The sequence below is a fragment of the uncultured Methanobrevibacter sp. genome (genome assembly GCF_902764455.1).
Taxonomy (GTDB): Archaea; Methanobacteriota; Methanobacteria; order Methanobacteriales; family Methanobacteriaceae; genus Methanocatella.
The window spans coordinates 1-12,010 of the sequence record NZ_CACWVY010000052.1; the positions used below are offsets into that span (position 1 = coordinate 1).

General features: G+C 29.4%; 14 protein-coding genes. 11 read left to right on the forward strand and 3 right to left on the reverse strand.

Annotation, left to right across the window (positions count from 1 at the left end):
* Both QZU75_RS11550 and QZU75_RS11555 read left to right on the forward strand, forming a co-directional pair.
* A partial coding sequence (locus QZU75_RS11550; RefSeq protein WP_296883902.1) for an SDR family oxidoreductase occupies positions 1-1,828 on the forward strand: 1,828 nt, incomplete at its 5' end.
* Positions 1,829-1,852: 24 nt separating this feature from the next.
* A complete protein-coding gene (locus tag QZU75_RS11555; RefSeq protein ID WP_296883903.1) occupies positions 1,853-3,544 on the forward strand; it encodes an MATE family efflux transporter in 1,692 nt (563 codons plus the stop codon).
* A 481-nt stretch (positions 3,545-4,025) separates the two neighbouring features.
* On the opposite strand, the gene QZU75_RS11560 is transcribed toward QZU75_RS11555, so the two are convergent.
* A complete protein-coding gene (locus QZU75_RS11560) occupies positions 4,026-5,528 on the reverse strand; it encodes an MFS transporter (protein ID WP_363139656.1) in 1,503 nt (500 codons plus the stop codon).
* Between the two features lie 335 nt (positions 5,529-5,863).
* On the opposite strand from QZU75_RS11560, the gene QZU75_RS11565 reads away from it, so the two are divergent.
* Complete coding sequence (locus QZU75_RS11565; protein ID WP_296883920.1) at positions 5,864-6,898, forward strand: heparan-alpha-glucosaminide N-acetyltransferase domain-containing protein; 1,035 nt, start codon at positions 5,864-5,866, stop codon at positions 6,896-6,898.
* Between the two features lie 99 nt (positions 6,899-6,997).
* Positions 6,998-7,204 (forward strand): hypothetical protein, encoded by a 207-nt coding sequence (locus QZU75_RS11570; RefSeq protein ID WP_296883904.1) that lies wholly within the window; start codon positions 6,998-7,000, stop codon positions 7,202-7,204.
* A 165-nt stretch (positions 7,205-7,369) separates the two neighbouring features.
* On the opposite strand, the gene QZU75_RS11575 is transcribed toward QZU75_RS11570, so the two are convergent.
* On the reverse strand, positions 7,370-7,930 hold the full coding sequence (locus QZU75_RS11575) for a hypothetical protein (RefSeq protein ID WP_296883905.1): 561 nt from the start codon (positions 7,928-7,930) through the stop codon (positions 7,370-7,372).
* A gap of 229 nt (positions 7,931-8,159) precedes the next feature.
* Between QZU75_RS11575 and QZU75_RS11580 the strand changes: the two genes are divergently transcribed.
* The 4 genes from QZU75_RS11580 to QZU75_RS11595 all read left to right on the forward strand — a co-directional run bounded on the left by QZU75_RS11580 (position 8,160) and on the right by QZU75_RS11595 (position 10,617).
* On the forward strand, positions 8,160-8,327 hold the full coding sequence (locus QZU75_RS11580) for a hypothetical protein (RefSeq protein ID WP_296883906.1): 168 nt from the start codon (positions 8,160-8,162) through the stop codon (positions 8,325-8,327).
* 4 nt (positions 8,328-8,331) lie between these two features.
* On the forward strand, positions 8,332-9,027 hold the full coding sequence (locus tag QZU75_RS11585; protein WP_296883908.1) for a class I SAM-dependent methyltransferase: 696 nt from the start codon (positions 8,332-8,334) through the stop codon (positions 9,025-9,027).
* A gap of 4 nt (positions 9,028-9,031) precedes the next feature.
* The gene (locus tag QZU75_RS11590) at positions 9,032-9,829 is read left to right on the forward strand and encodes a class I SAM-dependent methyltransferase (protein WP_296883909.1); all 798 of its coding nucleotides are present in this window, start codon (positions 9,032-9,034) and stop codon (positions 9,827-9,829) included.
* Between the two features lie 464 nt (positions 9,830-10,293).
* On the forward strand, positions 10,294-10,617 hold the full coding sequence (locus tag QZU75_RS11595) for a hypothetical protein (protein WP_296883911.1): 324 nt from the start codon (positions 10,294-10,296) through the stop codon (positions 10,615-10,617).
* Between the two features lie 9 nt (positions 10,618-10,626).
* Here QZU75_RS11595 and QZU75_RS11600 read toward each other — a convergent pair whose 3' ends face one another.
* Positions 10,627-10,848 carry a hypothetical protein gene (locus QZU75_RS11600; protein WP_296883913.1) on the reverse strand — a complete coding sequence of 74 codons (222 nt, stop codon included), beginning with the start codon at positions 10,846-10,848 and terminating at the stop codon, positions 10,627-10,629.
* A gap of 16 nt (positions 10,849-10,864) precedes the next feature.
* On the opposite strand from QZU75_RS11600, the gene QZU75_RS11605 reads away from it, so the two are divergent.
* The 3 genes from QZU75_RS11605 to QZU75_RS11615 form a co-directional block, all read left to right on the forward strand.
* Positions 10,865-11,170 carry a hypothetical protein gene (locus tag QZU75_RS11605; RefSeq protein ID WP_296883914.1) on the forward strand — a complete coding sequence of 102 codons (306 nt, stop codon included), beginning with the start codon at positions 10,865-10,867 and terminating at the stop codon, positions 11,168-11,170.
* A gap of 91 nt (positions 11,171-11,261) precedes the next feature.
* Positions 11,262-11,516, forward strand: a complete 255-nt coding sequence (locus QZU75_RS11610; protein ID WP_296883916.1) for a hypothetical protein — start codon at positions 11,262-11,264, stop codon at positions 11,514-11,516.
* Between the two features lie 199 nt (positions 11,517-11,715).
* Positions 11,716-12,010, forward strand: a 295-nt coding sequence (locus QZU75_RS11615) for an ATP-binding protein (protein WP_296883917.1), incomplete at its 3' end; no start/stop codon positions are given.

Sequence of the window (12,010 nt, forward strand, 5' to 3'; positions counted from 1 at the left end):
AATAAACGACATCCCATACTACAGAAGCGGAGACTATGCAATCGAACTTCCAAATGGTGAAATTGACATCAAAGGAAGAATAGACAACCAAATCAAACTCAGAGGACTAAGAATAGAAATTGGAGAAATCGAATCCAATATATCAAATTTCCCTGAAATAAAACAGGTCATTGTCGTTATCAAAAAAATAAACAATTCCGAACATTTATGTGCTTATTATACTGCAGGTACTGAAATTGACAAAGATCAATTGAAAGAGTATTTAACTGAAAGATTAACAAAATACATGGTTCCAACAGTATTTATGCAACTTGATGAAATGCCTCAATTGCCAAACGGTAAAACTGATACTAAAAAGCTTCCAGAACCAAAAGCAGAAATCAAATATGTTGCACCGGAAACTCCATTAGAACAGGAGATTTGTTCCATATTTTCCAATGTACTGAATGTTGAAACTGTTGGTGCTGAAGACAATTTCTTTGAAATAGGTGGAACATCCCTTGTTGCATCAAAATTAATTATAGAATTGTTAAAACAAGACTATAGTGTAAAGTATGACGATATTTTCCACAATCAAACCCCTAGAAAATTAGCTAAGTTCTTATCTGGAGAAGTCCAAATAGAATACGAAGGTATACAGCTAATTAAAGACTACAATTACGATGAAATCAACAAGCTTCTTGAAGAAAATACATTGGATAGCTTCTTAGAGGGTGAAAAACTGGAATTAGGAAATGTTTTATTGACCGGAGCTACAGGTTTTCTGGGAATTCATGTTTTATATGAATTCATCAAAAACGAATCAGGAACCATATATTGTATGTTTAGAAAAGGTAAATTCGATTCATGTGAAGACCGCCTGATTGATTTGATGAATTATTATTTCGATGAGGATTTCTCAGATCTTATCGGTTCAAGAATCATTTTAAGTGAAGGAGACATTACCAATCTTGATGACTTCAAAAAACTAGAAGATTGTCCTATCGACACAATAATCAACTGTGCTGCTATTGTCAAACATTATACTGCTGATGATTATATTTTCAAGGTAAATGTTGATGGTGTTATTAATGGGCTTAAATTTGCAGAGTCCAGAAATAACGTGAAATATGTACAGATATCCACAATCAGTGTTCTTTCATCATTCAGCGAAAATGAGGAAGCATATCCTGACATGACATACAACGAAAGGACACTATACTATGAACAAGATTTGACCAATAAATATCTCGGAAGTAAATTTTTAGCTGAAAGAATGGTTTTAGAGGCTGCAACTAGAGGATTAACTGTAAAAATAGTAAGGGTAGGAAACCTGATGAGCAGACATGATGACGGCGTATTCCAGAAAAATTATGAAACAAATGCTTTCTTAAACAACATCAAGGTATTTAAAAACATCCAAGCTATAACACCACTCATGTCTAAAGAAGAGACAGATATGAGTCAAATAGATTATGTTGCAAAATCCGTACTTGAATTATCTAAAACACCGGAAAAATGTAGGATATTCCATTCCATGAATAATCATTACATTTCTAACGGAGATATAATTGATGTATTGAATGATTATGGTTATAACATCAGAGAAGTTAACAATGAAGAATTTAACGAGATATACGATAAAAACATGAATGATAATATTCAAGGTTTAATTACCGCAGAAATATCTGTTGAGGATTATGAGGAAGGAGATTCCTTTGAAGATCTTGTAGAAATAGAACAAACTACTGAAATTCTTCATTTGTTAGGATTCTATTGGCCTAAACCTGATAAAGACTATCTCAAACGATTAATAGATTATTTAAATAAATTTAACTATTTTGAATGAAATTTTGCTTAAACAGATGATAAAATGAATAATGAAATAATAACTCATAAATTCAAAGAACTGTTATTGCCCACAATACTTATAGCAATGGCTTTAAATATAAGTTCAATTGTCGATTCAAGTTTTGTGGCAAATTTTATTGGACACAATGGACAAGCTGCTTTACAGGTTTTAGAACCTTTAGTATTGCTAATTTCAATATTTGAATGGTTATTTGGATTGGGCGGTCAAATCTTATGCCTAAATAAAAAATCAGAATTTGATGAAGATGGAAGCAATCACTATTTCACAACAGCAATGCTCACGACAATAATAGTTTCAATTTTAATTATTGTAGTGTGTGTAATATTTGAAGATGCATTAATTGCAATATTGCATCCGCCGTCTCCTGATTTGATACCCTATGTAAAATCATTTGGAAAATATCTGTTTATTAGTTTCCCAATTGTGACCATAATGGGAGTGTTTGCTCAATTTATCCGTGTAGATGGACAGCCAAATCTTTCCTCAGCAGTAATCATTATTGCAAACATCGTCAATATAATTTTAGATTATGTATTCCTCGGTGTTTTTCATATGGGCATTGAGGGAGCATCACTTGCAACATTGATAGGATATATAGTTGGATCTATTTGTACCCTAAAATATTTGTTCAGTTCAAAAAGAACATTCAGATTTACCTTCTCCAAATTGAAAATCAAAACCTGGGCAACATCAGCTGCCGAAATAATTAAGATAGGCCTTCCAGGAGCAAGTATGGGAATTTTTGATGTGATATTGGTTTATATTATGAATTTGATTATTGGTGCTGCTTTAGGAGAGATAGGTTTGGATATATACAATGTATGTGTCAATGGATTACTGATAATAAGTATTTTAGTAATAGGATTTGCAGAGACATTATCATCTATAGTTCCTATCTATTACTCGCAGAATGATTTCTATAATTTAAATCATATTGTACGAAAATCAGTTACGGTAACATTACTTTGTTCATTAGCTTTCACAATAATCTTATTAATATATCCAGACATATTATTAATATTCTTTAAGCTTCACCAGATGCCTAATGATTCACTTGTGGAAACTGCCATTAGATTATTCTCATTGGCATTTGTACCTATGGCATTTTCAACAATGCTGATATTTTATTATGAAGGAATAGAAAGAACTATCGAATCAGGAATAATTTCAGTCATCTCAACATTACTCGGACCATTATTGTTTACATTCATCTTATATCCATTTATGGGCATCGTCTGTGTATGGATATCATTCATGTTAGGATATATTTTGTCAATATTGGTTGTTGTATGTTATGTTAGGATTGTTGAAAGAAAGGACAGCGAATATTCTGGTATATTTTTCATTAAAAAGGGATTGATTGAAAAAACTAGAAATTACACCATAAAAAGCAAAAATGACAATGAGAAAACTGAACTGTTTAATCATTTAGAAAGTTTGAACGTTGATTCTTCATCTTCTGAAACATTAAATAAACTTATTAACATGATTTTCGATGAAAACAATCAAAATGTATCTGTAGAAATATTACTAATTGATTATGGAGATAAAATTACTGTTAATATGAAAGATGAAGGCAAAAGAGAAGTAATGGCAAGTATTGAAAAAACATTTTCACAAGATAACGTCAAAGTTAGTGAAGTATTGGGCTTAAACAATATTGAATATACAATTAATGAAGTTAAAGATTAATTCTTTAACTTTACAATATTGCTAAGATTAAAACAGCTTGCAATTTCAATCTTTTTCCAATCCACTCTTTGATAAATTGACATTGCAATTTAACCGACCGAAATTAATAACATTTCATTCATTTAACGCTTCTTAATTGTCCCATTTACTAATATACCATTTGTTATTTATTTTTTCCAATGTTTGCTTTGAATGAAGAGTCCATGTTCCCTTCATTCCATATACTTTAGCATCAAGAGTTACATCTGCTTTAAAAATAGCTTTATTTTCACCAAATATTGTTATATAGATATAGCTATTGACACCATCACCATCAATATATCACAAATATCCAAACAACCAGTGAAAAAGTTCCAATACTTTTCAGTTCTACCGAAAAACCTTGAGATTCAACGTTAAGATATTATATCTAAAAAAATTTTCCGTTAATGTCGTCACTATCTGACCTGAAAATTGATTTTAAATGCATGATATATGAAAATCAATCGTCATATTTGCCATACACCCTTTTTTTAGCCCATTTTGGTGCAATGCGTTTAAATAATCTTACAGTATTTTCATTAGGAGCAAAGTCGTATCTGAATTTACTGTAGAAAAGTAAAATTGTTGCAGACAAATTTAACAATATGCATAAAAACATCATTAAGTTAGCTGACTGAATAAATAAATGATCAATATATTCAGGTCCCAATTGGTGGTCCCCAATAAAAATGGACAATATGACAGCGAAAATTCCAGCACTTAAAATTTTACCGAATTCCTTACTGGTTGATAAAACTGAACTTGCATCAGGTAAATCTTTTTCATCTACAAGAGTTAAAACATATTTATTATTTGGAGCTGAAAACAATCCATTGCCGATTCCTTGTAAAGCGCATGCAACAAAAATAAAATTAAATGATATAAAATCAACAAAGAAAAACAAGACTGATGATACGCATATGAACATCATTGCAACACCAGATATTAGTCTTGAATCAATCCTATTTGAAAGCCTACCTGAAAAATCGGACGTCCATATCATGATAATTGGTGCAATAAGAAGAATAAAACTCACTACAATCTCTTCAACATCTAAAATATATTGCAAATGCAGAGAGAGTACAGTAATGGCAATTGTTGTAGTGAAATAAGTTACCATAGCAGCATAATTTCCAATCACATATTTAGCATCCTTTAGCAACTTGAAATTAAATATTGGTTCGGGAGCATTTTTTTCTACTTTAACTAATATTATGAATAAAATAAAGCTGACTATTACAAAAACAATTCCAAACTCATCCAATAGTGTGATTCCATAGGTAACTAGACACATCATAACAATATAGATTAATGAACCTTTATTATCGACAGGTTTCTTTTCTGTAGCCCATTCATAGTCAATTCTATTCAATAATATTAAAAGAATAGCTATTATTGGGAGCACCATAATAAATGCCCATTTCCAATCTAATACAACAATTGCTAAACCCATAATTACTGGAGCAATTAATAATCCAACATACCCTGTTGATGAAACTATACCTAATGCGGAACCTATTTCACTGTCCTCAAACTCTTCAATTATAATAACATATAAGCTAATTGCCAATATAGCAGCTGAAAATCCTTGCATTAATCTGGATAAAAGAAACATAATATCATTTATTGAAGATACTGAGATTAGAATAGAAAAAAACAGTAATAAAAGACTTATTTTAGTGGATTTTTTAACCCCATACTGTGAAATGATTTTGGCAAACGGCAGACTGAAAGCTACAAAACTCATTAAATAAATTATATTTACCCACAAAAGTGCTTCAGCAGAAAAATTTAATTCAATAGCTATATCAGGCAGGGCAATAACAGTCATGTTAGCAATTAACTGTATGAGTAATTGGGATGCCGCAGCAACAATTAAAGTTGATTTTTTCTGTGAAATTTTAAAAATAATATCCCCACCTAACTGAATATTATATTTTATATTGCATATTGTTATTATAATTGTCCATACTTACTTAAGACAGCAAAACCTAACACAACAGTTCGTATAAAACTTCAGATACTTATTATTTTGCCATTAAAATCATCTTTCCGGCTAGTTAAGGTCATGTTCATCACCAGTAGTATGAAATTTTATAATCCTTAACTAATTCCACTATGGTTTTACCATGTGAAATTTTTTAAAGTCTGTTGCAATAACTAATATTTTCATTTTTTAAAATCATAAAATCATATTAAAATGTTCAACATTAAATATTACTTTAAATATAAATTACTATTATGAACACATAAAATTTGTTTTCAGAACAAAAAGTTAATACCGGCAGACAAGTTGAATTGGATATTGCCAAAGGATTATCAATCATATTCATGGTTTTTCTCCATACCTTCTACGTGGCTAGTGCTTTTCATGCAACATATAATCCTACTTCTAGTTTTATTATAATGAAAATTTTAGGAAGACCCTATGCTGCAGTTATTTTCATGTTCTGTATGGGTGTTGGCATAGTATACTCCAGGCATAGCCAATGGAATGTTATGATAAAAAGAGGAGCGAGTTTATTTCTTTTAGGTATCTTAGTAAATGTGTTTGAGTTTTTTATCCCCCATTTTGTTGCTGGGGCTCTTTTAGGTAAAGGCGATGTTTTTCCTATTGCTGGAGGATTGATGCTCTTTTGTGTTGATATTCTGGCGTTTGCTGGTTTATCATTTATATTAATGGGAATTTTAAAGAAGTTCGAAGTTTCAAATAAAAAGTTAATAGTCATTGCAGTTGTAATGTCCATAATTGGAACCCTATTAAGAGACACTGATTTCGGGAATCCTTTAGTAAACTTATTCTTTTCTTACTTCATTGGCACATTGGGAGGATTTACAGCATTTCCATTATTCAATTGGTTCATTTTTCCAATTGCAGGATATATTTGGGGACAATACTTCATAAGAGCAAAAGATAAAAATGAATTCTTTAAATACTGGCCAATCTTATTAATTATCGCTTTAATATACTTTACTATATCCTCAAACTTATGGGGAGGCATCGAATCAAGTGATGTTCACTTATATTATTTCCTAGACACATTGGATGCAATATTCTGCATACTCAATGCTCATGCAATGATTGGATTCTGCCATTGGATAGCTAAATATTTACCGGATACAATCATTAAAGCCTTTACAACATTAAGCAGCAACATTAACATAATTTATATTGCACAGTGGTTTTTTATACCGTTGACAATAATATTACTCGCTTACTTAGCTAAAGATCTGGTAATGCATGACCTGTTGGCTTCGATAATTGCAATATGCATACTAATTCTATCTACAGCTATTGCACTGGGCTATAAAAAACTAAAAATCAGGAGTTAAGAAAATGAGATCAATATGTCTAATCAAACTGAAGTGATTTGTGACTCGTCATATGCTCCACAAGCAATTTAACAAAATAATGATTTAATATAAAAAAAGATGAGCATTAAATTATTTTTTAAATATAAACCTGTTAATGTTAAAATCGACGAAAAAAAATACAGTATTAAAACCAGCAAAAATGGTGGTGCTGTCTTTAAAATAACTCAAAAGATGGTTAAAAAATTAAAAATAGGTAAAAAATACCCATTCCACATAGAATTTGGTGAAAACATAGCAAAAGGAAATTTAATTATTAAAAAATAGAGATTTTTTTATCTCTATTTTTTTGGTTTGGCAAGCCTTTAAAATTTTTTTATATATGTAACTTAAATATTATTGCTTGAAATTTTGAACTCCCATCCAAATAGAATTTCAAATAATACCTTCATATTAAATCAGTTTTTTACCGGTTGAATCTCTAAAACATTTCTATATTTTAAAGTCGTATTTACCCCTTTGAACTCTTTCAAAATAAGTCAAAGCGATTGTAACTGGAATAACAATATATTTAACGGCAATAAACCATGGCATTCCGCCCAGTATATTGAATATCAATACAATAATAGCAGAAATAATAGCTATCAACATCGCAAAGTTAGCAACCTTATAGTTTTGCCTATATTCATGAAGGAAAAAGATCATGCTAATCAATGTTATCACGTTAAGCATGCCGACAGGATTTTTAAAATCAACTGTAGTGGCGAATATCCCAAATATAATTACAATTATATATAAACTTACTGCAGAGATAAAAAAAGCTTCCTGATTCCTTTTTGCATTAAAACCATAAAAAGAATAAACTAAAAGAGAAATACAAACTAATAATGAAAGAATATTTGTTATATAACTAATAGTAAACCCTGATTTTACTTCAAAAATACCCCATATGCTGATTATAGCTACACATATTACCAATATACTTTGAAAAATTAAACCGTAAGCCAATCTTGAAGAAATTCCAAAACGGGCCAACATTTTATCATTATTCATAATACTGAACTCCTTACATTGATATTAAAATATATCATTTTACCATTATATTAATTTTATCTAAATTTTTGCCATATCGAATATGTTAATTGCAATATTGTGAACAAAATAAATTAAAAAAAATAGTGACTTCGTGCCAAATCCTCAAAAAAAAAAAGAATATTTTCATGAGTAAAAAATTAAATTTAGGCATGCCTAAATATTTATAGTATAAAAACATAAGATTATTATGAATGAAAATCTTTTACCAACTTTTGGTGTGGAACCATTTTTAGCTTTGATAATTGGAATCTTAAAAATAACCTCCTCCATTATTTCATACTCCCCCATAATTCCAGTTTATAAAATAGATTATGCAAATTATTCAAAAAAATTAACAGATTTATCCAGAAGGTGATTTGATGGGATTTTTTGACAATATGAGAAAACCAAAAGGAAAATTAGGGAATATACAATTGAAATCAATGAATAAAGAGCACACCCCTGTTTCACTATGGGGATTAAAACATCTGGACATAAAACCCGATGACATAGTCTTGGACATAGGTTGTGGTGGTGGAATAAACATTAACAGAATGGCCAAAAAGGCAAAAATGGTATACGGTGTTGATTACAGCATTGAAAGTGTAAAACTATCCAAAGAAGTAAACCGCCAGGAGATTTATGACGGTAAGGTAAAAGTTCTTGAGGGAAATGTTGCAAAGTTGCCTTTTGAAGATAACATTTTTGATATAGTCACAGCATTTGAAACTGTTTATTTCTGGCCGGATATTGAAAAATGCTTTGGTGAAGTAAAAAGGGTACTTAAACAAGGAGGAATATTTTTAATTGGAATGGAATCAAATGGATCTGATAATCTTATTATGAAACTGTCAGAGCGTCTGATAGATATGACTGTCTATAATGATAAAGAAATCAAAGGATTTTTAAAGAATAATGAGTTTTCAGATATAACAATTTATCTAAGGGATAGCAAAAACAAGCAAGAGATAATTAAAAAGATGGATGGTTCGCAAACCCGTGTCGACGATGATTATGATAAGGTGTCCTTTTCAGATAAGTTCGTTGAATGGATGACAGTTGTAGCCAAAAAGTGATAACATGAGCGAATATGAGGGAGTAGAAGATACATTATTCATTCCTCTAACAGCGAGAGTGAATGTTTCAAAAAGTTTTCCGGAGTATTTTTTTGACCAAAAAGCTTTAGAAATGGAAAATCTAATTAGAAATAAACAGATTGATAAAAAATCATCAGAATACAGCATGATAGCAAATGTAGCAAGAAGTTACAATTTAGACCAAATGGCACAGAATTTCATCGACAAACATGAAAAATGCAATGTTGTCAATTTGGGAGTTGGTCTTGAAACATCATACTATAGACTTAATAGAAAAAATTCAATGTTTATTGAAGTTGACCTACCTGAAGTGATTGAGTTAAGGGAAAAATACATTGATGTTGGAGAAAATGAAAAGTTCATTAAAGGAGATTTATTCAATCTTGATTGGTGTGATGAATTAGACAGCACTTTTCCAACATTAATGATAGTTTCAGGAGTCTTCCAATACTTCCATGAAAATGATGTGCTCAAGTTTCTCAGTGATGTTAAGAATATCTTTGAAAATGCAGAGTTGATATTTGATGCTACCAACAAATTTGGAATCAAATATACAAATTTCTATGTTAAACGAACAGGAAATACATCAGCAAGAATGTATTTTTATATAGAAGATCCCTATGAATTTGCAAAGAAAGCTAATTGCAAATTAATTGAATGTCGAGGCTTTTTTAAAGATGCAATTAATATTTTAAATAAAAAAGTAGGTTTGTTTACAAAAATTTCAATGAAAGTAGCAGATAATAGAAAAAATGCAATGATTTTACATTTAAAAATTTAAATTATTTTTTAGCAAGTGGATAGAATCACTGCTAAAAAAAAGACTATCAATTTTTCAAGAACAGCTATGTTTTTCAAAAAATGTTCATGAAAAAGCAATGGAATAGTTCAGATACTTATCGATTTTGACCACTGAAAACTCTTAATTTTATATAACGAAACCCAAAAATAACACGAACAATTCGTATAAAACTTATAAAAAAGTTCCGATACTTATCTATTTCAAGCACTGAAACTCTAATGAAAAATTTGTTTTGAAGTTATAATTAAATTTTTTGACACTGTTAAAAATTTAAAAAATTAAAACTATTGATTGATAGTGTAATATTGCTCTAACTTCTTAAAATTGCTTTTATTTAGTAAAATTGATTTTATTTCAAACAAAAACTATATTAATTCTAAATAATAGAATATTAATGAATTATTCATAAAATATAGATAAATAAAAGTTATTGAGGAATATAAATGGTCAATAAAAGATTTACATTGCTAAATGAAAATGTGGAAAATAAAAAATCACCAATTTGTGAAAACAATAACTTATTGAATTATAGTACTGTATGCAATTTGTTAAATGAGTTGTATGAAGAAAATGAATTACTGAAATCCAATGAAACCATAGATTTATTACAGCAAAAAAATATTATGCAAGAAAAAGAGATTGAACGATTGACTGAAATGTATTTCCAAAAACAAGATGATTTAAGTAAAGTGATTGAGCAGAATAAGGATTTAAATAATGCTTATGAAATATTAATGGCATTATGTGAAAAAGAGGGAATCTTATGAGGAGTAAAATCAGATATTCCTGTAATCAGAAAGATTGGTTTCGTAACATGAATAATATTGTAGTGAATTATAGGCATAGGGGAGAAGCAAATGATATGTATCTTGTTCATATGTCTTGTCCGAAGTGTCAGATTGATCGAGTAGGTTTTTATCCGAAGAATTGGAAATGGAGATGATTGAATGATTGATGACATGTGAGTAAAAATAAGTATAATGATAGGCAGTTGTCATTTTGTAAAATGTAAACATGATAAGAATGGAAAATTCAGATAAAAGATGTGATAGAATGACTGAAAAACAATTTACAGTAGAAGATATTGAAGATATGATTTATCGATTAGGAGTATTAATATCCGATGCCTCACATGGACTCCTCATTACCACTTTGAAAAAAAATTTTTTTGAAGAATATAAAAAATTTGACACAGTAACTGCATGGGAGTGCTTTGTTGATGAAGTGAACCGTATAGAATCCGTTGTAGAATTACATGACTTTCTTGTAGGATTTAATAAGGAAGATTGGAAATTATTATTAGAAAGATTTGAAGAATGATTTTGAATGTCTAAAATTAAGATTTATCTAAGCAATTGTACACTAAAAATATTTAAGTAATTTAATACATGCATTGGAAAAAGGGGTTTGAATGACGAATAAAAGAAAAAAAATAACTCTTGATGACATTATTGGGATAATTGACATTCCACCAATTGAAGGAAGGTTTCAGGAAATTCTTTCTACTCAAAAAATATTAGATACTGAAACAAACATCCAATATGATGGATTAGTGGATAGAGAATTTCTGGAGCTTGTCAATGAAATATTTGAAGAAAAAGAAAAGTACTTTGAAATAGTAAAAATGAATATAAATCAATTTAAAGAAAACACTTGCATAAATTAAGTGTTTTTAAAGAATATACTCAAAAATATGAGAAATACAGAAAAGAACAGACATTATCCTTGGAATTTAGCAGTACTATAAAAAATATATACTAAAATTTATAGTACCTCCAAAACATACTATAATTTATAGTATATACTAAAATTTATATTATAAAACAAACATACTATAATTTGTAGTACATATAGGAGCTTAAATTATGACCGACTTACCTTGGGGGACTAATCAAAATTTAACTGATGAAGAGTTTTACAATAGAAAAAGCGAATTAATAAACATTAAAAACCTTCTACAATCAACAAGCCAAGGCCATGCCCCCGATTTATTATTGACAGGCATAAGAGGTGTGGGAAAAACTGTTTTTCTTAAAAAATTAAAACGAGAAATGGATGACAACTATTTAGTGGTTTATATTGATTTTTCAAAATCCAAATGTTATCAGAAAAATCAAATGAGCATAATTGGTTTGATGGAACATATTTTCAAAGAATTTA

Coding starts and splice junctions, on each gene's coding strand:
- QZU75_RS11555 (WP_296883903.1), top strand. CDS start 1,853: ATGAATAATGAAATAATAACTCATAAATTCAAAGAACTGTTATTGCCC.
- QZU75_RS11570 (WP_296883904.1), top strand. CDS start 6,998: ATGAGCATTAAATTATTTTTTAAATATAAACCTGTTAATGTTAAAATC.
- QZU75_RS11575 (WP_296883905.1), bottom strand. CDS start 7,930: ATGAATAATGATAAAATGTTGGCCCGTTTTGGAATTTCTTCAAGATTG.
- QZU75_RS11580 (WP_296883906.1), top strand. CDS start 8,160: ATGAATGAAAATCTTTTACCAACTTTTGGTGTGGAACCATTTTTAGCT.
- QZU75_RS11585 (WP_296883908.1), top strand. CDS start 8,332: ATGGGATTTTTTGACAATATGAGAAAACCAAAAGGAAAATTAGGGAAT.
- QZU75_RS11590 (WP_296883909.1), top strand. CDS start 9,032: ATGAGCGAATATGAGGGAGTAGAAGATACATTATTCATTCCTCTAACA.
- QZU75_RS11595 (WP_296883911.1), top strand. CDS start 10,294: ATGGTCAATAAAAGATTTACATTGCTAAATGAAAATGTGGAAAATAAA.
- QZU75_RS11600 (WP_296883913.1), bottom strand. CDS start 10,848: ATGACAACTGCCTATCATTATACTTATTTTTACTCACATGTCATCAAT.
- QZU75_RS11605 (WP_296883914.1), top strand. CDS start 10,865: ATGATAAGAATGGAAAATTCAGATAAAAGATGTGATAGAATGACTGAA.
- QZU75_RS11610 (WP_296883916.1), top strand. CDS start 11,262: ATGACGAATAAAAGAAAAAAAATAACTCTTGATGACATTATTGGGATA.